Raw genomic sequence first — 23,828 nt, 5'->3', positions numbered from 1 at the left:
CTCGAATTCGGGAGCGCCTCGCGATCGGGCGCGAGAACACGTTACAGTCCGCCCGTGAAATATCTTGTGGGATGCGCAATGGCCCTGTCGTTCGCGGCGGGTTCACCGGTGGCGCAGGCGGATTCCGCACCGACCTGTACCGACACCCCGAACGCCTACACCGCCGGCTGGCAGACCGGCTGGGCCACGTATCAGGCCGAGCAGAAGAGTCCGTCGTCCGGCACGTCGTCGCGGACGGTCGATCTGCCGATCACCATCAATGCGCCGATCGCCAAGGTATGGACGGTGTACTCGAACCTGCGCAACGACATCGGGCGGCATCCGTTCCTGAAGGACATCATCGTGCATCGCACCTGCACCGACAGCGCCACCGAGACCATCGATTTCACCGCGCTGGAGAACATCCCGATGGGCTCGGTCGACTACCCCGCGAAAACCCAGGCCGAACAACGCCTCTACCCGGTCGATCACTACTACCTCACCGACAGCTATGACTCGCCCGGCGTCATCACCCATCAGAAGGTGACCTTCATCGACAACGGCAACGGCACCACCTCGGTGAACGAGCACCTCACCTTCATCGCCAACCCGCTGCTCATCAACTTCACCGTCGACAACGGCGTCTCATCCCACCAGGCGTACCAGGCGGCGCTGAAACGCGACATCGAAAACGGCACCCTCTGAATGCGGAAAGGCCCGGCCCCATCGGCCACTCGATCGATCGCCTCCGCCGCTCCGGAGGCGAAGACGGTGGCCAGGCGCGGGCCGACCATTCCGGGACTACCACTGATCGGACAGTCGAGCATGGTGGCCCCGGCGCGCTCGAGCTGACGCATCAGTCCGAGCTCACATTCGTCACGTCCTCACAAACATGGTCGGTCCGTTGAGCTGACGCTGACCGGGCTCCACTCCAGCGGTCGTGAAACTGCAACCGTCAGCCGGAACGGACACCCAGCAGGACCTGGGCAAGGCGCTGCCCCTCCCGTCAGGCTGTCGCGTTGTCGGCGGCGGAGAGCAAGTCCAGGGCTATGTCGACGATCAGGTCCTCTTGTCCGCCGACCAGCCCGCGGCGTCCCACCTCGAGCAGGATCGTGCGCACGTCGATGCCGTAGCGCCGCGACGCCGCTTCGGCATGGCGCAGGAAGGACGAGTAGACCCCGGCGTATCCGAGGGTGAGGGTTTCGCGGTCCACCCGCACCGGACGATCCTGCAGCGGCCGCACCAGGTCGTCGGCGGCGTCCTGCAGAGCGAACAGATCGCAGTTGTGCTTCCAGCCGGCCAGGTCGGCGACCGCGACGAAAGGTTCGATCGGGCAGTTGCCCGCTCCCGCGCCGTGTCCGGCGAGCGAGGCGTCGACCCGGGTGACGCCTTCTTCGACCGCCACCACCGAATTGGCCACCGACAGCGAGAGGTTCTCGTGCGCGTGAATGCCGATCTCGGTGCCCGGATCGAGCACCTGACGATAGGCGCGAACCCGGTCACGGACACCGTTCATGGTCAGCCGGCCACCGGAATCGGTGACGTAAACGCATTGCGCCCCATACGATTCCATCATTTTCGCCTGTTCGGCGAGGCGAGCCGGTTCGGCCATGTGCGACATCATCAGGAATCCGGAGACGTCCATGCCGAGTTCCCGTGCGGTGGCGATGTGCTGGGCCGACACATCGGCTTCGGTGCAGTGGGTGGCCACGCGCACCGACCGGACACCCAGCCGGTAGGCGTGCTTCAGTTCTTCGATGGTGCCGATGCCGGGCAGCAGCAGCGTGGTCAGCCGAGCGTTCGTGAGATTGGCGGCGGCGGCCTCGATCCATTCCCAGTCGGTGTTGCTGCCGGGCCCGTAGTTCAAGCTGCCTCCGGCGAGACCGTCGCCGTGGGCGACTTCGATGCCGTCGACACCCGCCGCGTCGAGCGCGGCCACGATCCGGCCGACGTCGGCGGGCGTGATGCGGTGGCGCACCGCGTGCATGCCGTCGCGGAGTGTGACGTCTTGGATGAACAGCTGGGTGGTCACCGGAGCGCTTCCTGTTCTGCCGGGGGGGCGGCGATCGTGTCGGCGATGGATTCGGCGTAGCGCACCGCCGCCGAGGTCATGATGTCGAGGTTGCCCGCGTACGCCGGGAGGTAGTGGGCGGCTCCTTCGACTTCCAGGAAGACCGACACCTGATGCGTGGGCGCGGCCGCCGTGTCCGGGCCGAGCAGGGTGCGCACCGGCTGATCCTGCGGGACGGCGCTGATCTGAACTCGTTGCTTGAGGCGGTAGCCGGGCACGTAGGTGGCCACCTGCGCGACCATCCGCTCCACCGATTCGCGAATCGCCCGGTGCGTGCCGGAATCGGGCGCCGTGATCAGGCACAGCACGGTATCGCGCATGATCAGCGGCGGGTCCGCGGGATTGAGGATGATGATGGCCTTGCCGCGCTGGGCGCCCCCGACCGTTTCGATCGCGTGCGCGGTGGTCTCGGTGAACTCGTCGATATTGGCGCGGGTACCCGGCCCCGCGGACTTCGAGGCGATGGACGCGACGATCTCGGCGTAGGCGACCGGTACGACGCGGGAGACGGCGGCGACGATCGGGATGGTGGCCTGCCCGCCGCAGGTGACCATGTTGACGTTGGGCGCGTGCCGATGTTCGTCGAGGTTCACCGCCGGTACGACGAACGGGCCGAGCGCGGCCGGCGTCAGATCGATCAGGCGTTTGCCGAGCGGTTCGAGCACCGCGGCGTGGGCGGCGTGGGCTTTGGCGGAGGTCGCGTCGAAGACCACGTCGATCTCGTCGAAGTTCGGCAGCTTCAGCAGACCCTCGACGCCGGCGGCCGTGGTCGGGATGCCGAACCGGCGGGCGCGGGCGAGTCCATCGGATTCCGGGTCGATGCCGACCATCGCACCCATCGTCAGCACGTCCGAGTGCCGGATCACCTTGATCATGAGATCGGTGCCGATATTGCCCGACCCGATCACCGCGACCTTCAGCCCGGCGGGTTTGTCGTTCATGATTCTCACTCCTGGACGAAGTTCGCGGTCACCGAGCCGAGTCCGATGATGTCCGCGGTGACGGTGGCGGGGCCCTGGATCGGGGCCATGGGTCCGAGCGCTCCGGAGAGCACGATCTGCCCGGCGCGCAGTGGCCGACCGAACTCGCGGGTGGTCCGCGCCAGCCAGGCCAGGGCGTGCAGCGGGTCGCCGAGGCAGGCGGCGCCGGTTCCGGTCGACACCTGGACACCGTCGATCGCCATCCGCATCCGCACCGAAACGGGGTCGAAGGTATCGAGGGTGCGGCGTTCGGAGCCGAGGACGAACAGGCCGCTGGAGGCGTTGTCGGCGACGGTGTCGCCGAACGTGATGTCCCAGCCCGCGATGCGGCTGTCGACGATCTCGAGCGCGGCCACCGCATAGCCGACCGCACCGCGAACCTGCTCGTCGTCGAGCGAGCCGTCCACCAGGTCCTGCGCGAGCACGAACGCGACTTCGGCTTCGACCTTCGGTTGCAGGAGCCGGCTCAGCGGCACGGGCGTGTCCTGCCGGTAGTGCATGTCGTCGAACAACACTCCGAAGTCCGGTTGGTCGACGCCGAGCTGCCGCTGCACGGCCGGGGAGGTCAGGCCGATCTTGCGGCCGACAACCCGGGCGCCTGCCGCGATGCGCTCGGCGGTCAGCAGTTCCTGCACGGCATATGCCGCGGCTATGTCGTCGGCACCGATCAGATCGCGTACCGGCGCGCACGGGGTGCCGGAGCGGGCAGCCGCGCCGAGCATGTCGGCGGCGATCGCGGCGGTGTCCGCGTCCGCGGAGGGTCGGTCAAGGCTTGGAGGTAGTGGCATTCGGAACCCCGGATTCGTGACGAAGGCTGGAACAGTGATCTCACTGTCATCGCAGGCAGGACGCACCCGCCAGCATTCCGTTCCACTGAGTCGAACGGCCGCCGGATAGAGTGGGCTGGGCCCGCAGGGTTGGAGGTCGACGATGTCATCTGAAGTTGCCGGTCGAGTGGTGGACGGTTCGACCGTTCTGGGCAAGACCATGGCGGTACTCGAGGCGTTCTCGATCGACGACTCCCCGTTGAGCCTCGCCGAACTCGCGCGGCGGACCCGCATTCCGAAGGGCACCTTGCACCGGGTGCTGTCGGACATGGTGACGGTGCGGCTCCTGGACCGGACCGAGGCCGGATATCGGCTCGGCGGGCATCTGTTCGAGCTGGGGATGCGCGCGTCGGTCGAGCGGAGTCTGCTCGAGGTGGCCATTCCGTTCCTCGAGGAGCTGAACGCACGTATTCACGAGACCGTGCATCTGGGCGTCCTCGACGGCACGGATGTCGTGTACCTGACGAAGATCGGCGGACGGCGGCAGGCCAGCGCTCCGTCCCGGATCGGAGGCCGCATGCCGGTGCACTGCACGGCCATCGGCAAGGTGCTGCTGGCCAATGCCGATGCGGCGCTCCGGGATCAGGTACTGGCAGGGCCGCTGCGTCGCTACACTCCGCGGACGATGGTCCAGCCGGGCACGCTGCGCAAACAGCTCGATCGGATCGCGGCGGACGGCGTGGCCTTCGAATTCGAGGAGTCTGCCCCCGGCCTGGTGTGCGTATCCGCTCCGATCCGCGACGCGGACCAGGTGGTGGCGGCGATCAGTGTGGCGGGCCCGTCCCACCGGTTCCATCCGGACGCCCACGCGGCATCGGTCCGCGCGGCCGCCGAGGGAATCGGCCTCACCCTCACCCGGCGGGCCCGGCTATTGAGCACGCCCACCGCGGTCCCCGGCAGATGATCCGCGGTCAGGCGATCGAGCCCAGTCGATTCGAGACGCCGTCGCGAGCCCGGCGGCCGGCACGGACCGGGCGGGAACCCTCCAGGAATTCGCTGCCGAGCAGGCGATGCCGCAGCGACCGCGTGTCCTGGTTGGGATCGATTTCGAACTGCTCCCGCAGACGTTGCGCACACAGCGCGTACCACTGTTCCGCCTGCTGCAGCTCCCCGCGCCGGGCGTGGATCGTCATCAGTCGGCGAAAAGCCGCCTCGTTCGCCGTATCGATGGCCAGCGTGCGGCGGCACGCGTCGGCGGCGTCGGCGAGTTCTCCTGCCTCGAGCGCGTATTCGGCCAGCGTGTGCAACGCGCTCAGGATCATCGAACGCAGCCAGTGCCGGTGCTCGATCACCCAGCTGTCGGACTCTCCGTCGAGAAACTCGCCCGAGTAGAGTGCGGCGGCCCGTCGATACAGGTCCAGCGCCGCCTCCCGCAGGCCCCGCGCGGCGGCCTCACGTGCGGCCGCCGTATACCGCTCGAATTCCTGGCAATCGACGATCACATCGTTACTCACGTCCATGATGTAGCCGAAATCCCGGAACTCGATGCGCAGGTCTCGCCGTTCGGCTCCGAAGTGGGCATCCAACGTTCTGCGCAGGGCGTGCACCGTAACCTTCAACGACGTACTGGGCCCATCGATGTCCGGCCACAACAACTCTCGTAGCCGCTCCTTGCCCACGACGCTGTTGCGGTTCACGAGCAACACTCCGAACAGCGATCGTGCCTTGCTCGCACGCCACCGAACGCAATCCGCATCGGCGACCGAAATGGCGAACTCGCCCATCATTTTGATATGGATCGCCCGCTCACCAAATGCTCTCAATGAAACTCCTTGCGTCATGGGCGAACCGCAAAAATATTCAAATCTATTTCGCCACAATCCATCTCGCATCCCATTTCCGCTGGCGGCTATGTTCGCACGGCCAACTTGCCTGCGCAAGTGGATGTTTCGCAAATCGACTCCAGTCGCGAGACTTCTTCGCGCGACCCACCAAACAGTAATGTTCACTTCACGCCGCTACCTGGCCGCTCGGACGAAAAGTCATGTTCCGCTCATGTTTGCCGCCACGCCGAGTCGTCTGCGATCATGATCGCGTGTCCGAGTCGGGGCGCCTCCGACGCGCACCTGTGCAGTCGCGCAGCAGGGAACGTGTCGAGCGCATCCTGGACGCGGCACGGGAACTCGTGGACGAGCACGGCGTGGACGCCGTGACGACCCGCGCGATCGCCGAGCGCGCCGCCGTGCCGATCGCGACGCTCTACCAGTTCTTCGCCAATCGAGAGGCGGTGTTCCGCCAGCTACTCGACCGCGACATGGACCGGATCGACCGGCGGGTCGCGGCGGAGATCGAAACGCTTCGCGCGGACAGCATCCCGCACGCCATCGACCTGTTCGCCGCCGTGCATCGCACCCACTTCCTGCGGCATCTCGAATTCGTCGCGCTCTACTTCACCTACGGCGACAGCGCCGTGGTCCACGTCCATCAGCGCCGCTGCGCGCACTCGTTCGGCCACCTGCTGCTGAAATCCGGGGCGATGCCCGCACACACCGATCCCCGGGTGTTCGGGGTCGCGATCGCGATCGCCGAGGGCACCATCGAACACGCCTACCGGGACGCTCCCCGCAACGAGTGGGTGGTCAGCCAGGGCCGGCTGGTACTGCAGCTCTATCTCGAAAGCCACTGCGGCTGAGGCCCGATCGCGCCCGCTGACCCCTAACCCGGTCCTAACCGCCCCTGGTTAGCCTCGCGGCATGTCCAGTTACCGCACGAGCAGCGGCCGGCCGAAAAGCGGGCTTCGCTCAGATAGTTACTGCGTGTTTGGTTTTCCTCGAGGACTGCTCGAGCCGGGATTCACATACTCGGGGCGAGAACAGCGACGTTCGGGATTTGTCTCGCAGTAGCCGTGGCTACCAGCAAGATTCGGAAGACAACATGAACGCCAGTGTGATCGCCATGTTTCCCGGCCAGGGTTCCCAGCGCGAGGGCATGGCCGCCCACCTGATCCGGGAACACCCCGGCACGGCGGGGATGGTATTCGAGCGCGCCGACGAGGTGCTGGGCCTGCCCCTGGGCAAGCTGTGCGCCGAGGGTGACGCGGAACAGTTGCGGGCCACCGAGATCGCGCAACCCGCGATCCTGGCCACCTCCTTCGCGATCTTCGAGGTGCTGCGCGCCGAGGGCTTCTCCCCCGACATGGTGACCGGGCACAGCCTCGGCGAGTTCACCGCGCTGGTCGCGGCCGGGGTGCTGGACCTCGCCGACGCGCTGACCCTGGTACGACGCCGGGGTGAGCTGATGGCGGAAATCGCCGCGGCGATACCGGGTGCCATGACGGCCGTGTCCGGGGTGCCCGCGGCGCGGATCGAGGAGATCTGCGCGGGAGTGGCCGGCGTGGTCGAACTCGCCAACTACAACGCCCCCGATCAGTCGGTCATCTCCGGCACGGCGGAGGCGGTGGACGCCGCCGTGGAGTTACTGCGCGAGGAAGGCGCGGGCTCCTTGGTCGCGCTGCGGGTCGGAGCGCCGTTCCATTGCTCGCTCATGGCCTCGCTGGAGGAGCGGTTCGCGGCCGACCTGCATCGCGCCGAATTCCACGACCCCGCCATCGATGTCCTCAGTTCCGTTACCGCGCAGAAGATTTCGAGTGGCAATGACGCCCGCGACCTACTGCGCCGACAGCTCACCGCCCCCGTCCGCTGGATCGAGGTGATCGGCACCGCCGCCGATCTCGGCTGCACCGACTACCTCGAGATCGGTCCCGGACGCGTGCTGTCCGGGCTCGCCAACCGCATGCTGGACGCGGCCACCGTGCGCAGCACCCAGGACGCCCGCCGCATCGCCGCGGCCATCGACGCCTACGCCTGATCGGCCGAATCCGGCCGATTTCCCGGCCGATCCCCACCCCTGTGGCGTCCCGCGCCCCAGGGGACCCAACGGTGTCCCCACCACGAAGGAAGAGATAACCATGCCCGAAACCAGCACCGATTTCGCTCCCGCCGTCATCGACGCGATCGCCGACGCCCTGGGCATCGACCAGTCCGAGGTGACCCTCGACGCCACCCTCATCGACGAGCTCGGCGCGGAATCCATCGACCTGCTCGACATCCTGTTCCGCATCCACCGCGACACCGGCGTGAAGATCGCCGTCGCCGATGTCCAGGAGCTGCTGCAGGGCGGCATCCCCGACGACGAGTTCGGTGACGAGAACGAGATCGTCTCCGAGATCGGCCTCGCACACCTGGAAAAGGTGCTGCCGCAGTTCGATCGGACCAAGCTGAACGGCCCACTGCGCGGTGAGCAGGTGCTCGGCCTGGTCACCGTGCGCAATCTGGTGGACCTGGTCGCCCAGCGCGCCGCCGCCGGTCCGGCCGACGCCGAGGCTGTCGCCTGATGTCCGGCGACTTCGCCGGCCGGGTCGCGCTGGTCACCGGCGCGTCCCGGGGCATCGGGCGGGCCGTGGCCCTGACCCTGGCCGGTCGCGGCGCGGCCGTGGCCGTCAACTACCGCTCGCACAAGGACGAGGCCCTCGAGGTGGTCGCCGAGATCAAGCGCTGCGGCGGGCGCGCGGTCGCCATCGGGGCCGATGTCGCCGACGGCGGCGCGGCCCGCGATCTGGTGGAGCAGACGCGAGAACAGTTGGGCAGCTTGCACATTCTGGTCAACAACGCGGGCATCACCCGCGACGGCCTGCTGCACGACATGGATCCCGAGGTGTGGTGGGAGGTCATCCGGGTGAACCTGGGTGGCGCGTTCAACTGCACCCATGCCGCGGCCGGGCACCTCATGGCCCAGGGCGAGGGCTCGATCGTGAACGTGTCGTCGATCATGGGCGAGAAGGGGCTCACCGGGCAGTCCAACTACTCCACCTCCAAGGGCGCGATGAACGCCTTCACGCTGGCCTGCGCGGTGGAGATGGCCCGGTTCGGGGTCCGCGTGAATGCCGTTCTGGGCGGGGTGATCCCGACCGATCTGATCGGTGACCTGCTGCAGCGCGACGGCGGGCGCGGACGCACCCATGTCCCCATGCGCCGCTACGGGACCGTCCAGCAGGTCGCCGAGGCGGTGGCCTACCTGGCGAGTCCGGCCGCCGACTACGTGACCGGCGAGTTGCTGCGTGTGGACGGTGGACTGGCGGTGCAGCTCAGCAATGGCCGCCTGGTCTCCCGCTGATATCGGAAAGGGAGTGACTGCCATGCGATTTCATCTCATCGACCGCATCGAGTCCTGGGAACCGTTGCAGCACATCACCGCTCGCAAACTCACCTCGGTCTACGAGAACGTCTGGCAGCCCTCCGCCGCCGGCCCGGTGCTGCCCTTCGGCCTGGCGCTGGAGGCGCTGTGCCAGGCCGGCGCCTGGCTGGTGCTGCTGAGTTCGGCGCACACCCGCCGGGCCGCGCTGCTCACCGTGGGCGAGGTGACCGTGTACCGCGACGCGGTGCCCGGTGACGTGCTGCGCATGACCGCGCAGGTGGTGCACGCGACGCCGGAGGCGGCGGTGGTGGATGGCTGGATCGAGGTGGACGGCGAGCGAATCCTGTTCGCCCGCAACATCATGTGCGCCCTCATCGAGGCCGATCGGCTCGACGATCCGGTCGATACCGAACGGATGGCGCGTCAGCTGCTCGGCGAGGAGCTGGTCTGATGCGTGCCACGAACGCGGCGGGCCTGCGGCGGGTGGCCGTGACGGGCGTGGGAGCGGTCACCCCCCTGGGCGTCGACGCGCCGACCACCTGGGCCGGAATGATCGAGGGCCGCAATGCCATCGGGAAGTTGACCACCTTCGACTGCGCCACCTTCCCGGTCCGGATCGCCGGACTGGTGCCCGACGCCTTCGATCCCGCCACCGCCGTCCCGGCGGCCGCCGACCGGCGCTGGGTGTCACGGCCGGGGTTGTTCGGGCTCGCCGCGGCCGGCGAGGCCCTGCGGTCGGCGGGCCTGGACCCGCTCACCGAGACGCCCTACGCGCCATCGGATCGCGGTGTCGCCATGGGCGCGAGCGTGGGCCGCCCGGATCTGAACCTGGTGCTGAGGGTGTCCGAATTACGTTCTCGCACCGGTCAACCCGACGCCTTCGTGCGGCCCGCGCCGTCGGCGACCCTGACCGGGAATCAGAACCTGGCGCTCAATGCCATGGTGCGGCTGATCGGCGCGACCGGGCCCATGGTGGGCATCCACACCGCCTGCGCCGGCTCCGGGCACGCCCTCGGCGAGGCGTTCCGGCTGATCCAGGAGGGCGATGCCCGCATGATGGTGGCGGGCGGCTACGACTCGCTCACCACCTGGGCCGACATTCTCGGATTCGGCCTGCTGGGCGCGATGACCGACCGCTACAACGACGATCCCGCCAAGGCGTCCCGGCCCTTCGACGCCGACCGCAGCGGGTTCGTCATCGGCGAGGGCGCGGTGGCCTTCGTCCTGGAGGATCTCGAGTCCGCGCTGGATCGGGGTGCGCCGATCCTGGGCGAGTTGCTCGGGTACGGGTCCACCATGAACGCCTGGCGCATCACCGACTCGCCACCGGACGGCTCGGGCGCGATCGAGGCCATGGAGTCTGCGCTCGGCGAATCCGGCTTGAGCACAGCCGATATCGACTACATCGCCGCGCACGGCACCAGCACGCCGGGCAATGACGTCTCCGAGACCCGGGCGATCAAGAAGGTCTTCGGCGACGACGCGCACCGGCTGGTGGTGTCCTCCCCGAAATCCATGACCGGGCATCTCACCGCCGCCGCGGCGGCGCTCAATCTGCTGGCGGCGCTGGGCGCGCTCCGGGATTCGTTGGTGCCGCCCACCCTGAATCTCGACACTCCAGACCGCGCACTGGATCTCGACTACGTCCCCCATCGCGCGCGCTCCATGCCGGTGCGCGCGGCCATGATCAATGCCCTCGCGTTCGGCGGTTCCAATACCTGCCTCGTGGTGGGCAGACCCCAGGAGCTGCCATGACCGCGTCCTACACCGTGCCCACCGCACTCCCGACGCCGGCCGAAGTCCCGGCCGCGAGTATCGGCGCCCCGGGATTCGATCGAATCCTGGAGGTGCGTCCCGGAATTCGCGCCGAAGCCCTGCTGAACGTGACCGGCACCCTGCCGTTCTTCGACACCCATTTCCCGCGCCGGCCCATCCTGCCCGGCGTCCTGCTGACCGAGAGCATGATCGCACTGGCCGTGCTCGCGGCCGGTGAGCCGCTGCTGCGGCTGCGGGCCGCCGAGGGGCTGCGCTTCCGGCGCTTCGTGACGCCCGGTGACCAGGTGCGCATCACCGTCGAAACGGCCGGCACCGGCCAGGATCCCGCCGAATCCCGGTGGAAGGCGACCGCTCGCGTGGGCGAGGCCACCGTCGCGGCCGTCCGCACCCTGCGCTTGGTCCACGGGCCCGTCGCGGAGGCGAATGGGAGCACTGCGGCGAATGGTCTCACCGCCGAGGCGAAGTCGTGAACGCGCGACGCGTCGTGATCACCGGGATCGGTCTGGTCACGGCGCTCGGCGAGGGTGCGGACGACACCTGGTCGGCGATCGTGGCCGGGCGCACCGCCATCGGCCCCCTGCGCGCCTACGATCCGTCGCCGCTGCGCACCCGGCTCGGCGCGGAGATCCCCGACTTCGACCCCAGCCGGTTCCTGTCACTGCGCTCCATGCGCACCTCCACCCGCGGCGACCAGTACGGCGTCGCGGCGGCCACCCTCGCACTGCGGGACGCGGGACTCGAGAAACGCGACCTCGGCCACCGCACCGGCCTGTATCTCGGTGGGAACAAGGACATCTGCCAGCGCGACGACTCGATCGCCGATATGGAGGCCATCCGCGGCGCGGACGGCGGACCGGACATGCGGCGGCTCGGGGAGCTGGCCCGCTCGATCGTGCCGCCGCTGGCGTACGTGGAGGGTTTGCAGAACGGCGGGACCTACCACATCTCCTCGCTGTTCGGCCTGCGCGGACCCAATGCCTTCTATGCGGGCGCGGCGGATTCCGGGGCAACCGCCATCGGGCGGGCCATGCGGGCGATCCGCCGGGGCGAGGCCGATATCGCGGTGGCGGGTGGGTACGACGACGCCACCAACTGGTGGGCCATGGCCAAACTGGACGGGCTCGGGGTGCTCTCGCCCCGCAACGACCTGGGCGGCAAGGCTTTTCGCCCCTTCGACAGGGAGCACAGCGGTTCGGTCATCGGTGACGGCGCGGCGATCCTGATCCTCGAAGAACGTGATCGGGCACTGCGACGCGGCGCGCGCTGTTACGCCGAGCTCGCGGGCTACGGCATGGGCAACGACTGTGTGCGCGCACCCGCCTCCGATCGGGACGGGCGGGGACTGGCCCGTGCCATCTCGACGGCCCTGTCCGACGCCGGAGCGCCGGCGGTGGACGCCGTGTTCTCCCACGGCTGCGCCACCGCGCTCGGCGATGCCAGTGAGGTGCGCGCCCTGCGCACCGCCCTCGGTCCCGAAGCCCACAGGGCCGCGGTGACCAGCGTCAAACCACAGACTGGTCACCTGGTGGGCGGAGCCGGTGCGCTCAATGCCGCACTCGCGGGACTGGCCCTGGACTCCGGCGTCGTGCCCGCCACCGGCAACCACGAAACACCCGCGCCCGGCTGCGATCTCGACATCGTGTCCGGTGCCGCGCGCCAGGCGAATCCGCGGGTCGCGCTGGCCCTGGCCCGCGGCCTGGAGGGCCAGGCCGTGGCGCTCACCCTCACCGCATCGAACTGACCGACAGGAACTTCGGCCATGCACGAAACCCCTCATCCCGCGCCGCACCGGCGCATCGTGATCACCTCGCTCGGCGCGATCACCGCGCACGGCGTCGGCGCGGAGGAACTGTGGCAGCGGGTGCGCGGCGGCGAGGTGGCCATTCGGCCGCTGCGTGAGCTCGCGGTGCCCGGACTCGCCGGAGCCATCGGCGGCGAGATCCTCGACCCGCCGCGTCCCAAATACGACTATCTGACCCCGCTGGGCCTCACCGACCCCGAACCCGCCGTCGACTACGCGCTCATCGCCGCCGAGGAGGCCATGGCGGGCGCGGGACTGGGTGTGCTCGAAGACGGCGCGGAACCGAGACCGGACGCCCTGCCCGCGCACCGGTGGGGGGTGGCGTTCGGCAGCTGCAACAGCGGAATCCGCAGTGCCGAGAAGGCGGTGCGCCGCGCGGTCGCCGCCGGCCGGTCCGTCGACGCGGACGGGCTCGGTCTCGGCGACGACCGGCATCTGCTGCTGGTGCCGCCGCAGTTCTGCGCGGAGGCGCTCAGCGCGGCGTTCGGGCTGAAAGGTCCTGTGCTGTCGGTGAATACCGCGTGCGCGTCCAGCGCTCACGCGCTGGCGCACGCGGTCGAACAGATCCGCGCGGGCCGGGCCGACGCCATGCTGGTGGGCGGCAGCGACGCGCTCACCGAGATGGCCTACTACGGATTCACCAGCGTCGAATCGCTGTCCACGCGCCCGGCCCGGCCGTATTCCCGTGATCGCGACGGGCTTTCGCTCGGCGCGGGCGCGGGCATGATGGTGCTGGCGGCCGCCGAGGTGGCGCTGGCGGCCGGTGCGCCGATCCTCGCCGAGGTGCTCGGCTACGGCATGTCGGCCGACGGCTACCACGCCACGGCCCCGCATCCGCAGGGTGCGGGCGCGGCCCGGGCGATTCGCGCGGCCATCGACACCGCCGGTCTCGCGCCCGAGGACGTGCCCTACATCAACGGCCACGGCACCGGCACGCCGAAAAATGATGCGGCGGAGAGCAATGCGGTGCGGGCCGCGCTGGGCGAGGCCGCGTCGACGGTGGTGCTCAGCAGCACCAAGTCCATGATCGGCCATCTGCTGGGTGCGGCCGGGGCGGTCGAGGCCATCGTGACCATCCTCGGACTGCGCGATGAAATGGTCCCGCCGACAGCCGGTTTCGCCGAGAACGACCCGGCCTGCGGCCTGGACCCCGCACCCGAGGCGCGGGCGCTGCCCATGCGGGTCGCGGCGTCGAACAACTTCGCGTTCGCCGGAGCCAATGCCTGTGTGGTGTACGCCCGGCCCGGCGCCGCCCGCACCGATCTCGACCTCGTCGCCGCCGACGAGGTCGTCGTCACCGGGATCGGCGTGCTGATCGGCGGGGCATCCGATGCCGATCAACTCTGGGACGCCTGGACCGGTGGCATCGTGACGACGGAGCCGCACCAGGGATTACGGCTCGCCCGCGTCGGCACCGACCCGGGTGCCGACATACCGGCCAAGGCCCGCCGGCGCATGGACCGCCTCGGGCAGCTGGCGGTCGCGACCAGTCAGCAGGCGCTCGCCGCGGCCGGACTCACCGCCCACGAGGGCGTGGGTGTGGTCGTCGGCACCGGCATCGGGCCGATGAGCAGCATTTCCCGATTCTTCGAACCGACCGTGCTCGGCGGACCCACCCAGGGCAGCCCCGCCATCTTCCCCAACACCGTCTTCAACGCCGCCGCCGGACAGGTGGCCATGGCCTTGGGGGCCAAGGGACCGACCTCCACCCTGACCTCGGGCCACGCCGCCGGGGCCGCCGCCCTCGGGACCGCGTTCGACCTGCTGCGCGCCGGACGCGCGGACGCCGTGCTGTGCACGGGCGCGGACGAGCTGTCCCCCTACGCCCTCGACGCGTACCGGGGCGCGGGGCTTTTCACCGGCCGCCACGGCCGGGGCTTCCGGCTCGCCGAGGGCAGCGTCACCCTGCTGCTGGAGCGGGCCTCGGTGGCGCGGCAGCGGGGCGCCACCCCGATCGCGCTGCTCGCCGGGTACGCGACCACCTCCGATGCCCTGGGCATCGCCCGGTGGGATCCGCGCGGCCGCGGGATGGAACGGGCCATGCGCGACGCCCTGGCCTCGGCCGGGGTATCCCCCGCCGACCTCGCCGCCGTCTGGACCGCCGCGGCGGGCCTGCCCGTGGTGGACGGCCCGGAGCGGCGTGCCATCGACCGCCTCGGTCTCAGCGCGAATTGCGCCCGGCCCGAGCCGAAGCGGGTGCTGGGCGATCCCATCGGAGCGGGCGCGCAACTGGCCGCTGCGCTGGCCATCACCGCCTGGCAGCGCGGCGGCGACCACGGCCCGGTGCTGGTCAACGGCTCCTCGCTGGGCGGCACCCACACCAGTTTCGTGCTGCGGCATCCCGCCGCGGTCATCCACTCGTGAACGGAGACACCACATGCCGAATCCCGAACCACGTCACGTCTCGATCCTGGCCACGGGCTCGTTCCTGCCCGGCGACCCGATCGACAATGCCACCCTGGAGCGCCTGTGCGGCGCCCTGCCCGCCGAGGTGCTCGACAATATCCAAGTACGCCAACGGCATTGGATGATCGATCCCGCCACCGGCAAGCACGGCACCGGCACCAACACCATGGCCACCACCGCCGCACGACGCGCCCTCGCCCGCGCGGACATCGATCCGGCGGAGGTGGACCTGCTGGTGGCGTCCTCGGCCAGCCCCGAATACCAGCTGCCGGCGGTGGTCACCTACGTGCAGGAGCAATTGGGCCTGGCGCACTGCGCGTGCATCGAATTCCGGGCCGCCTGTACGGGTTTCGTGCAGGGACTGGACTACGCGCGGCGCATGCTCGCGGACGGCACCTACCGCACCGCCGTGGTGATCGGCGCGGAGGCGATCTCCCCGCTGCTGGCCCCGATGTACCTGGGCATGGACGCGGAGTCGGTGCGCATGCGTGACCGGCTGGTCATCAACTCCTTCGGCGACGGGGCCGGGGCGGTCGTGCTGCGCGCCGGGGAACCGGGCAGTGCCGACCCGAACGGCGAATTCCAGTTCGCCACCGCCTGTTTGGGCGGCGACCGCAAGCCCGGCATGCAGATCGTGGGCGGCGGCACCCACGAGCCCGTGGCCGATCAGGCCAGGCGCAAGCGCCTGGTGGAGATGAAACTCGATGTCTCCGGGACCGCCACCTTCGGGCCGAAGGTCTTCGTGGCGGGCATGCGCGACATGCTGACCCGCACCGGGCTCACGGTGGCCGAGATCGACGCCTGCGTGCTGCCCGAGGGCAATGCCGACTACTTCACCGCCGAATTCGATGCCGCCGGAGTCTCTCCCGAGGACCAGGCGGTACTGGCGAAGAACATCGTGGAGAACCTCGCCACCGTCGGCGCGACCGGCTCCGCCGCCGTGCCGCTGGCCCTCGACGAGGGCTGGGTACAGGGCCGCGTCCGGCCGGGCGACCGGGTCCTGCTGCTGGCCGTGGAGGCCAGCCGCTACCTGTACGCCGGCCTGTCGCTGCGCTGGGAAGCGCCCGCGCCCGGTGAGGAGACCGCGAATGTCCACGCCTGAGCCGGTTTTCACCCCCGAGGACAATGCCCGCATCATCCGGCGCGTGTTCGACGAGTTCGTCAACGCGGGCGACTTCTCCGTGGTCGACGAGATCTACGCGCCGGACATGGTCGATCACCAGCCCCTGCCCGGCGCGCCGGAGGGCACCGAGGGCGTCAAGTACACCATCGCAGGTTTGCGCCAGGGCTTTCCGGACCTGCACGTCACCATCGAAGCGCTCAGCGCGCACGCCGATTATGTGGTCATCCACAACACCTGGCGCGGCACCTTCACCGGTGAGTTCCTGGGGATGGACCCCACCGGGGAACGGATCGAATTCCACGGTGTCGTGGTGTGGCGGCTGGCGAACGGCCTGATCGCCGAGCGCTGGGGCATCGGCGTCGAGTCCTCCATGCTGGAGGCGCTGGGCCTGGGCTGGCTGATGTCCGGCGCGTTGGCCCGCAAGGGCCGCCGCCGCGGCGGCGGGATGGATCTCGCGGATCTGGCGGCGGCCGCCACCGCGCTGACCGCGACGGAACAGCCGTGACGGCCCAACCGCTCACCGTCCTCATCTCCGGCGGCGGCATCGGCGGCCTGGCCGCCGCACTCGCCCTGCGGGAGCGCGGCATTCGCGTGCGGGTGTTCGAGCGGGCCACCGAACTGCGCGATGGCGGTGCCGGACTGCACATCTGGACCAATGGCACCATCGCGCTGCAACGGCTGGGCGTACTCGACGAGGTGCTGGAAACCGCGCCGATCCAGCACATCACCCACTTCGGCACCTGGCGCGGTGACCTTTTCGGCGCGTGGCCGGTCGGCGACTTCGTCGACAGGTACGGCGCTCCGACCATCGCGGTCGAACGCTCGGTGCTGCATCGGGTGCTCAGCGCGGCGGTGTCGGCGTATCCGGCCGGCACCGAGATCCGCACGGGCGCCGGCGTTGCCGGCTTCGAGCAGGACGACGCCGGCGTCACCGCGGAACTGTCCGACGGTGAGCGGGTGCGCGGCGACGTCCTCATCGGCGCGGACGGCATCAACGGCGCGGTGCGGCCCGGACTGCTCGGCGAGCGCCCGCCGCGCTACACCGGCTACATCGCCTGGCGCGGCAAAGCCGAACTGCGACACGAGAAAATCCCGCCGGGCACCTTCTACGCCCTGTTCGGTCCCGGTATCCGCTTCACCTTCTACGACGTCGCACCCGGCGTCGTGCACTGGATGAGCGTCGCCAACGGCGCATCCGGCGGCCGCGATACGGGCGACGTCCGGGCAATGCTGCTCGAGCGCCATCGCGACTGGATGCCGCCGATCACGGATATCCTGGAAGCCACACCGCCGGAGGCCATCATCCGCGGCGATGTCCTGGACCGGCCGCCGGACCGGCGCTGGGGGTCCGGCCGGGTCAGCCTGCTCGGCGACGCCGCCCACCCGATCACCTTCAATATCGGCCAGGGCGCGTGCCAGGCGCTCGAGGACGCGCTGGTGCTCGCCGACGAACTGGACACCACCGATCCCGTGAACGCGTTGCGCCGCTATGAGAAACAGCGCCGCGCCCGCACGGCCGGTCTGCAGCAGGTCGCCCACCGCATCGGCCGACTGGGCGCGCTGGAGCACCCCCTGCTCATTCGGCTGCGGGAACTCGGCATGCGCGCGGTGTGGCCGCGGCTGGTGTTCCGGATCGCCGAGCGCGACCAGATCGCCTACGCCACCCGCTGGCGCACACCAGCGAAACCACTGCCGGACAAGAGTTTTCAGACAGACGGAGCATGACATGAAGCAATCCCAGACGGAGAGCGACTTCTTCGGCGACTTCGCCGAATCCTGGTGGGACGACGATTCCGCCATGAAAGGGCTCACCTCCTTCCAGCGCCCGCGCTTCGAGTACTTCGACCGATTCGTGAAGGACTGGTCGGGCAAGAAGGTTCTCGACGTCGGCTGCGGCGGTGGCTTCACCACCGAGTTCCTTGCCGGGCGCGGGGCCGTGGTCAGTGGGATGGACCCGTCCGCCCGCCTGGTCGCCGCCGCCCGCGCGCACGCCGAGGCCACCGGCAAGGCCATCGACTACGCGGTCGGGCGGGCCGAGAAGCTGCCGTACCCGGACGCCGCCTTCGATGTCGTCACCTGCGTGGACGTGCTCGAGCACGTCGACGATCCGGCGCTGGCGGTCCGTGAGATCGCCCGCGTGCTGCGGCCCGGCGGAATCTTCTGCTACGACACCATCAATCGCACGCTCATGGCCCGGATCGTCATGATCTGGATCCCGGAGTACCTCACCGGCATGGTGGCCCGCGGCACCCACCATCACCACCAGTTCATCAAGCCCGCGGAGCTGCGCCGCCACCTCGACGCGGCGGGCCTGACACCGCTGGCGAAGCAGCGCGGACTGACCATTCTCGGCAAGCGGCGCGACGGCAACCTGCTCATGTTCACCACCCCGGACCTGTCCTCCACCTACATCGGCGCGGCGGTGCGGTCGTGAAGGCGGTCTTCTACCGGCGCTACGGCGACGCGTCGGTTCTCGAATACGGCGACCTGCCGGTGCCCAAGATGGCGCTCGACGGGGTGCTGCTCGACGTCAAGGCGGCCTCGGTCAACCCGATCGACTGGAAGGCGCGCGAGGGCTATCTGGATCCCTTCGCCGACACCGTGTTCCCCATCGTCCCCGGTGCCGACGTGTCCGGGGTGGTGCGCGAAATCGGCATCGGTGTCACCGAATTCGCCGTGGGCGACGAGGTCGTCGGCTGTGTCCGCGAGGACTATCTGAGCCGGGGCGCCTTCGCCGAGGTCATGCCCGCCCCGGTGCGAGCGCTCGCGCTCAAGCCGCAGAATCTGGGCTGGGCCGAGGCCGCCGCCATGCCGCTGGCCGCGCTCACCTCCTACCAGGCGCTGGTGCGGGTGCTGGATGTGCGACGCGGCGAGACGGTGCTGGTGCACGGCGCGGCGGGCGGCGTCGGCAGTGTCGCGGTGCAGCTGGCGGTGCACCTGGGCGCGCGCGTGATCGGCACGGCCAGCGACCGCAATCACGCCTTCCTGCGCGAACTGGGCGCGGAGCCGGTGAATTATGCCGCGGGACTGGCTGATTCGGTGCGGGCGCTGGCGCCGGCCGGGGTCGATGTGCTGCTCGACGCGGTCGGCAAGCGCATTCAGCGCACCGTGCTGCCGCTGCTCGCGCCGCACGGCCGGTTCGCCTCGGTGGTCGACCCCAAGGCCCGCGAACTCGGCGGCGCGTACGTGTTCACCCGACCCGACACCGGGGATCTGCCGGTGGTGGCCGCGCTCGCGGGCAAGGGCGTGTTCCGGGTGCCGGTCGGCGCGGTCTACCCACTGCCCGACGCCGCGCAGGCGCACTTGCTCAGTCAGGGCGGGCATGCCCGCGGAAAGGTGGTGGTCGCCGTGGACGTGGCCGCCTGTGCGGAGGAAAGACCTTACGATGAACGGTAATTCGATGCTCGCCCGTCGCACCCAGGCGATGGTGCGGCAGGCGGCGTGGTCCCAGGCACTGGCCCGCATCGCCATCGGCACCGGCATGCTCACCGCGCCCGCGGCCGTCGCGAAGTCCTGGTCCGGCGAGTACGACGAGGATGCGTCCTCGCTGCCGACCCGCGCGTTCGGCACCCGGGACGTGGTGATCGGGCTCGGCACCCTCTGGTCGCTGCGGCGCGGACATCCGGTGCGGCACTGGTTCGTCCTGGGCGTCGCGCTCGAACTGGTGGATGCGACAGTGACGCTCAACAAGCGCGCCCGCCTCGGCCTCACCGGGCCGCCGGACACCTGGGAGTTGCTCACCGCGGCTGGATTGGCGGGCGGAATTATGGTGGCCGCGGCCTTACGCGAGTAATACCTGACCAACTCCGCTTATATCGGATCACAGCCCACACCGGGCAGGAACTGGACATCGTGACAATCACAGTTCGGTGAAACCTGTTGTGCCGCAATGTGCAACATACTATTCACGACCCCTTGCGACGATAACTACGCCGAGGATTCTTCCCATGAATTATTTCTTATTGGCCGCCATCGGAATTTCAATCATGACGACGGCTGTGGTCTACGGGACGGATTTTTTCTGCGCCCTGGTGCTGCGCACGGCGCTGGCTCGCATCGACGACCGCGCGCTGACCGCCGCCACCGGACGCATTCACGAGGTCGCCGACAAGCGCATGCCGATTCCCGGCGCCGTCGGCGTGGTCGCGGCGGTCGTCGCCACCGGGGCCGCCTTCCTGGGCGGGAAGGCGGCCGCGGGCATTCTCGCGGCGGCGGCCGTGGTGGCCCTGGCCATCTGGCTCGGCATCTACGCGCGGGTCAGCGCGCCGGTCAACAAGGAACTCACCGCCGCGGTGCTGGCCGACCGGGTGCCGGTCGACGTCCGGGACCTGCAGCGCACCTGGGACAGCGTCATCGTGGTCCGCGTGATCCTGCAGGGAATCGCCCTGGTCGCACTATTTCTCGCGGCGCTCTCGGTGTAATCGAGTGCGCCGCACCACAACCCGCCCGCGCGTTCGCGCGCGACGGCGGGAAACGAAGGCGTGGCAATGATTCAGTTCAAACTCCTCGGTCCCGTGCAGCTGCACGTGCACGGCAAGATCGTGGACCTGGGGCCGCCCCGGCAGTGCAGCCTGATGGCCGCGCTGCTGGTGGATTCGGGCCGGCCGCTGTCGATCGACACCCTGATCGACCGGGTCTGGGGCGACTCCCCGCCGGCCGCCGCACGCGATGCCGTCTACACCTACGTCGCCCGGCTGCGCGGTCTGCTCACCGAGGCCACCTCCGGCACCGGCGCGGACCCGGTCCAGGTGCACCGCGGCCCCGGCGGCTACATGCTCTCCACCCCGCCGGAATCGGTCGACCTGTGGCACTTCATGGATCTGGTCGACCGGGCCCGGGCCACCGACATCGACGATCCCGATCGGGTCGAGCGGCTGTCGGCCGGGCTGAACCTGTGGAACGGCAGTGCCATGACGGGTCTGGACAGCGAATGGGCGCGGCGGCTCAGCGAATCCCTGCACCGGCTCAAGCACGAGGTGACCGCGGACTGGGCCGACGCGGAGATCCGGCGCGGCAATCATTCGCTGGTCATCAACCGGCTGCACACGACGCTGCTCGAGGATCCGCTGGTGGAGGGATTGCAGGAGCGGCTGATTCGCGCCTACTTCCTCAATGGCGAGACCGCCCAGGCACTGCGGCAGTACGAGCTGGCGCGCCGGCTCATCGCCGACGAACTGGGCGCGGACCCGAGTCCGGGGATGCGGGATCTGCACAGCCGCATCCTGCGCGGCGACCTGCCCAAGCTGGACGCACCGGCCTACCCGCCGCTCACCGTGCGCGCCGAATCCGGTGGGCTGCGGCCGCACGGGCTGGCCGTCGCGCCCGATACGCTGCCGCTGGCTCCGCTCGGATTCAGCGGCCGGGACACCGAATTGGCGACGCTCACCGGCATGCTGACCGACGATCCCGCACCGCGGCCGGTGCTGGTGACCGGCGGCGCGGGGGTCGGCAAAACGGCGCTGGTCCTGCAGGCGGCGGACTGCCTGCGCGACCGCTTTCCCGAAGGACTGCTCTACGCCGACCTCGCCGAGGGACCGTGCACCACCCCGGAGACGGTGCTCGGTCGGCTGCTCACGGCGCTGGGCATACCGGCCGACGCGATGCCGAAGTCCCTGGCCGAACGGGTCAATCTGTACCGGGCGCGGCTGGCGCATCGGCGGGTGCTCGTCATTCTGGACAACGCCGCCACCGAATCCCAGGTCATCCCACTGCTGCCCCCGGGCGGCGTCGGCACCGCCCTGATCACCAGCCGATTCGCCCTGGGGCTCACCACCGTTCGCACCTTCGTCCTGCACGAGCTGTCCCGTACCCAGGGACTGCAGATGCTGGTCGCCACCGTCGGGCGCGCCCGCGTGCTGCCCGAATGGGAGGACGCCGGGACGGTCGCCGACCACTGCTCCGGCATTCCGCTGGCCTTGCGCGCCGTCGCCTGCCGCATGACGACGCGGCCCCATTGGACCTTCGCCCACATGCTCGCCCGGATCAGCGATGAACAGCGCCGCCTCGAAGTGGTGTCGTATCAGGCGCTGGACATGCGCGCGAGCCTCGACCTCACCTTCGACCGGCTCGACCCCACCGCCGCCGGATTGTTCCGGGAGCTCGGTCGCCGGATACCGGCCGGAACCGAGTTCACCGCACCGGCATTGGCCGATCTGCGCGTCGATGAGGTGGAGGACGCCCTGGACCGTCTCGTCGACGCCTACCTGCTGTCCGAGGTCGGTCGCGACGATGCCGACCGCACCCGCTACCGCATGCTCGACATCCACCGCATCTACGCCAAGAACCTCGGAGACTGATCATGTCGCGTTCCGTGCAACACACCACCCCCTACCCGTACCCGGACACGCTGTTCCATCGCGTCCTCGGCTCCCGCGACTATTGGGAGCAGCGCATTCGCGAAATCGACGGCCCCGACGCGGAATTGGCCGCCTTCGATGCCGCGGGCGGCCCGGCGATGGTCACCGTGAACACCGTCATCCCGGCCTCGGCGCTGCCCGGTCCGGCCGCGACCTTCCGGCCCCACGGGGTGCGCTACCGCTACAGCGAGTCGTGGAACGAACCCGAGGACGGCGTGGCCCGGGGACGGATGCAGGGGCAGGTGGAAGGCATGACCATCTCGCTCACCGCCGATCTGGTGGTGCGCCGCACGGAGATCGGTTGCGAGTTCACCATGTCGGGCTCGATCGAGGCGCGAGTTCCCCTGATCGGCAGGCTGATCGAGGCCGATATGAGCAAGACCTTCGCGAGCACCGCCGCCGCCATCGACGAATTCACGATGAAGTGGCTGGAGAACGCGGAATGAACGACCCCGTGCTGATCACCGGGGCGACCTCGGGCCTCGGTCTGGAGACCGCGAAGTGCCTTGCTGCCGAGCGTATTCCGCTGGTCCTCGGATGCCGTGACCCGCAGCGGGCCGAGACTGCGGTTCAGCGGATCCGCGCGCACGCGCCCGATGCCCGGATCGAACTGGTCGAACTGGAGCTGGCCTCGCTCGATTCGGTCGACGCGGCCGTGGCGGAACTGCGCGGCCGGAAGAACCCGCGGCTGGGCGCGGTGGTGTGCAATGCCGGCCTCCAGATCGTGGACCGTGTGCGGACCTCCCAGGACGGCTACGAACTCACCTTCGCGGTCAACCACCTCGGGCATTTCGCGCTCGTCACCGGGTGCGCCGATCTCCTCGCGCCGGGCGCGCGGGTCGTCGTGGTGTCCAGCGATGTGCACCAGGGGCCGCGCAAGTCCATGGGGTTCCCCGCTCCGCAATGGCGTCACCCTCGCGAGCTGGCGGACCCGGATGACCAGCGGGACTCCGGTGTGGACGGCCGAATCCGTTATGCCACCAGCAAACTCGCCAATGTCTACTTCACCCATGAGCTCGCGCGGCGTTGGCACGACCGGGAGATCACGGCCAACGCCTTCGATCCCGGGCTGATGCCGCAGACCGGGCTGTCGCGCGGCTACCCGGCCGTGGCGCGCATCGGATTCCGTTTCCTCGCACCGGTTCTCATCAAGGCCATGCCCATTGCCCGCACCGTCACCCGGCCGGCGGCGGACCTCGCCTGGCTGGTCACCGCACCCGAACTCGCCGACACCACCGGTAAATACTTCACGGGGGCGGCGGAGGTGCCCAGCGCGCCGGAGTCCTACGACGAGGAGCGAGCCGCCGAACTCTGGCGGGTCTCCGAAGATCTGGTCCGGGCCGCGCGACACGTGCCGCCCGCCGAACGGCGGTGAG

The 23,828-nt window shown here is 69.6% G+C and carries 25 protein-coding genes; 21 read left to right on the top strand and 4 right to left on the bottom strand.

Going from position 1 to position 23,828, the window contains the following annotated elements:
* Positions 1-54: 54 nt before the first annotated feature.
* Positions 55-684: a hypothetical protein gene (locus AB0L60_RS06505; protein ID WP_364608182.1), complete on the top strand. Its 630-nt coding sequence runs from the start codon at positions 55-57 to the stop codon at positions 682-684.
* Positions 685-985: 301 nt separating this feature from the next.
* Here the strand turns inward: AB0L60_RS06505 and dmpG are convergent, their stop codons facing one another.
* From dmpG to AB0L60_RS06490, 3 genes are read right to left on the bottom strand one after another with little or no spacing between them, the layout of a single operon-like run.
* A complete protein-coding gene (gene dmpG, locus AB0L60_RS06500; RefSeq protein WP_364608179.1) occupies positions 986-2,011 on the bottom strand; it encodes a 4-hydroxy-2-oxovalerate aldolase in 1,026 nt (341 codons plus the stop codon).
* On the bottom strand, positions 2,008-2,991 hold the full coding sequence (locus tag AB0L60_RS06495) for an acetaldehyde dehydrogenase (acetylating) (RefSeq protein WP_364608176.1): 984 nt from the start codon (positions 2,989-2,991) through the stop codon (positions 2,008-2,010). Before AB0L60_RS06495 ends, dmpG begins: the two co-directional genes overlap by 4 nt.
* 5 nt (positions 2,992-2,996) lie before the next feature.
* Positions 2,997-3,818 (bottom strand): fumarylacetoacetate hydrolase family protein, encoded by an 822-nt coding sequence (locus AB0L60_RS06490; protein WP_364608174.1) that lies wholly within the window; start codon positions 3,816-3,818, stop codon positions 2,997-2,999.
* A 142-nt stretch (positions 3,819-3,960) separates the two neighbouring features.
* Between AB0L60_RS06490 and AB0L60_RS06485 the strand changes: the two genes are divergently transcribed.
* Positions 3,961-4,761: an IclR family transcriptional regulator gene (locus AB0L60_RS06485; RefSeq protein ID WP_364608170.1), complete on the top strand. Its 801-nt coding sequence runs from the start codon at positions 3,961-3,963 to the stop codon at positions 4,759-4,761.
* 7 nt (positions 4,762-4,768) lie between these two features.
* On the opposite strand, the gene AB0L60_RS06480 is transcribed toward AB0L60_RS06485, so the two are convergent.
* Positions 4,769-5,689 carry a BTAD domain-containing putative transcriptional regulator gene (locus AB0L60_RS06480; protein ID WP_364608168.1) on the bottom strand — a complete coding sequence of 307 codons (921 nt, stop codon included), beginning with the start codon at positions 5,687-5,689 and terminating at the stop codon, positions 4,769-4,771.
* A 203-nt stretch (positions 5,690-5,892) separates the two neighbouring features.
* On the opposite strand from AB0L60_RS06480, the gene AB0L60_RS06475 reads away from it, so the two are divergent.
* The 19 genes from AB0L60_RS06475 to AB0L60_RS06385 all read left to right on the top strand — a co-directional run bounded on the left by AB0L60_RS06475 (position 5,893) and on the right by AB0L60_RS06385 (position 23,827).
* The gene (locus AB0L60_RS06475; RefSeq protein WP_364608166.1) at positions 5,893-6,489 is read left to right on the top strand and encodes a helix-turn-helix domain-containing protein; all 597 of its coding nucleotides are present in this window, start codon (positions 5,893-5,895) and stop codon (positions 6,487-6,489) included.
* Positions 6,490-6,731: 242 nt separating this feature from the next.
* Complete coding sequence (gene fabD, locus AB0L60_RS06470) at positions 6,732-7,664, top strand: ACP S-malonyltransferase (RefSeq protein ID WP_364608164.1); 933 nt, start codon at positions 6,732-6,734, stop codon at positions 7,662-7,664.
* 100 nt (positions 7,665-7,764) lie between these two features.
* Positions 7,765-8,190, top strand: coding sequence for an acyl carrier protein (locus AB0L60_RS06465; RefSeq protein WP_364608161.1), 426 nt, complete (start codon positions 7,765-7,767; stop codon positions 8,188-8,190).
* Positions 8,190-8,969: a 3-oxoacyl-ACP reductase family protein gene (locus AB0L60_RS06460; protein WP_364608159.1), complete on the top strand. Its 780-nt coding sequence runs from the start codon at positions 8,190-8,192 to the stop codon at positions 8,967-8,969. The genes AB0L60_RS06465 and AB0L60_RS06460 overlap by 1 nt, the downstream gene beginning before the upstream one ends.
* Before the next feature lie 22 nt (positions 8,970-8,991).
* Positions 8,992-9,441, top strand: coding sequence for a hypothetical protein (locus AB0L60_RS06455; RefSeq protein WP_354840748.1), 450 nt, complete (start codon positions 8,992-8,994; stop codon positions 9,439-9,441).
* Positions 9,441-10,745, top strand: a complete 1,305-nt coding sequence (locus tag AB0L60_RS06450) for a beta-ketoacyl-[acyl-carrier-protein] synthase family protein (protein WP_364608156.1) — start codon at positions 9,441-9,443, stop codon at positions 10,743-10,745. The genes AB0L60_RS06455 and AB0L60_RS06450 overlap by 1 nt, the downstream gene beginning before the upstream one ends.
* Positions 10,742-11,236: a hypothetical protein gene (locus AB0L60_RS06445; protein ID WP_364608154.1), complete on the top strand. Its 495-nt coding sequence runs from the start codon at positions 10,742-10,744 to the stop codon at positions 11,234-11,236. The genes AB0L60_RS06450 and AB0L60_RS06445 overlap by 4 nt, the downstream gene beginning before the upstream one ends.
* The gene (locus AB0L60_RS06440; RefSeq protein WP_364608151.1) at positions 11,233-12,507 is read left to right on the top strand and encodes a beta-ketoacyl-[acyl-carrier-protein] synthase family protein; all 1,275 of its coding nucleotides are present in this window, start codon (positions 11,233-11,235) and stop codon (positions 12,505-12,507) included. The genes AB0L60_RS06445 and AB0L60_RS06440 overlap by 4 nt, the downstream gene beginning before the upstream one ends.
* A gap of 18 nt (positions 12,508-12,525) precedes the next feature.
* Complete coding sequence (locus AB0L60_RS06435) at positions 12,526-14,931, top strand: beta-ketoacyl-[acyl-carrier-protein] synthase family protein (protein WP_364608149.1); 2,406 nt, start codon at positions 12,526-12,528, stop codon at positions 14,929-14,931.
* A gap of 13 nt (positions 14,932-14,944) precedes the next feature.
* On the top strand, positions 14,945-16,075 hold the full coding sequence (locus tag AB0L60_RS06430; RefSeq protein WP_364608146.1) for a 3-oxoacyl-[acyl-carrier-protein] synthase III C-terminal domain-containing protein: 1,131 nt from the start codon (positions 14,945-14,947) through the stop codon (positions 16,073-16,075).
* Positions 16,062-16,601, top strand: a complete 540-nt coding sequence (locus AB0L60_RS06425; RefSeq protein ID WP_364608143.1) for an ester cyclase — start codon at positions 16,062-16,064, stop codon at positions 16,599-16,601. The genes AB0L60_RS06430 and AB0L60_RS06425 overlap by 14 nt, the downstream gene beginning before the upstream one ends.
* The gene (locus tag AB0L60_RS06420) at positions 16,598-17,821 is read left to right on the top strand and encodes an FAD-dependent monooxygenase (RefSeq protein WP_364608140.1); all 1,224 of its coding nucleotides are present in this window, start codon (positions 16,598-16,600) and stop codon (positions 17,819-17,821) included. Before AB0L60_RS06425 ends, AB0L60_RS06420 begins: the two co-directional genes overlap by 4 nt.
* 1 nt (position 17,822) lies before the next feature.
* Entirely contained in the window at positions 17,823-18,530 is a 708-nt protein-coding gene (ubiG, locus tag AB0L60_RS06415; RefSeq protein WP_364608138.1) for a bifunctional 2-polyprenyl-6-hydroxyphenol methylase/3-demethylubiquinol 3-O-methyltransferase UbiG, read from the top strand.
* On the top strand, positions 18,527-19,492 hold the full coding sequence (locus AB0L60_RS06410) for an NADP-dependent oxidoreductase (RefSeq protein ID WP_364608135.1): 966 nt from the start codon (positions 18,527-18,529) through the stop codon (positions 19,490-19,492). Before ubiG ends, AB0L60_RS06410 begins: the two co-directional genes overlap by 4 nt.
* Complete coding sequence (locus tag AB0L60_RS06405; protein WP_354840720.1) at positions 19,482-19,889, top strand: hypothetical protein; 408 nt, start codon at positions 19,482-19,484, stop codon at positions 19,887-19,889. The genes AB0L60_RS06410 and AB0L60_RS06405 overlap by 11 nt, the downstream gene beginning before the upstream one ends.
* Before the next feature lie 193 nt (positions 19,890-20,082).
* Positions 20,083-20,517, top strand: coding sequence for a DUF1772 domain-containing protein (locus tag AB0L60_RS06400; protein ID WP_364608132.1), 435 nt, complete (start codon positions 20,083-20,085; stop codon positions 20,515-20,517).
* 66 nt (positions 20,518-20,583) lie between these two features.
* On the top strand, positions 20,584-22,392 hold the full coding sequence (locus tag AB0L60_RS06395) for a BTAD domain-containing putative transcriptional regulator (protein WP_364608130.1): 1,809 nt from the start codon (positions 20,584-20,586) through the stop codon (positions 22,390-22,392).
* A 2-nt stretch (positions 22,393-22,394) separates the two neighbouring features.
* The gene (locus AB0L60_RS06390) at positions 22,395-22,898 is read left to right on the top strand and encodes a DUF2505 domain-containing protein (protein WP_364608127.1); all 504 of its coding nucleotides are present in this window, start codon (positions 22,395-22,397) and stop codon (positions 22,896-22,898) included.
* Positions 22,895-23,827 (top strand): SDR family NAD(P)-dependent oxidoreductase, encoded by a 933-nt coding sequence (locus AB0L60_RS06385; RefSeq protein WP_364608125.1) that lies wholly within the window; start codon positions 22,895-22,897, stop codon positions 23,825-23,827. Before AB0L60_RS06390 ends, AB0L60_RS06385 begins: the two co-directional genes overlap by 4 nt.
* The last annotated feature ends 1 nt before the right edge of the window (position 23,828 follow it).

This window comes from Nocardia sp. NPDC051981, from assembly GCF_040680715.1.
Classification (GTDB): Bacteria; Actinomycetota; Actinomycetes; order Mycobacteriales; family Mycobacteriaceae; genus Nocardia.
The sequence above is the reverse complement of the archived record's forward strand: the minus strand, read 5'-3'. Positions and strand labels throughout refer to the sequence as shown.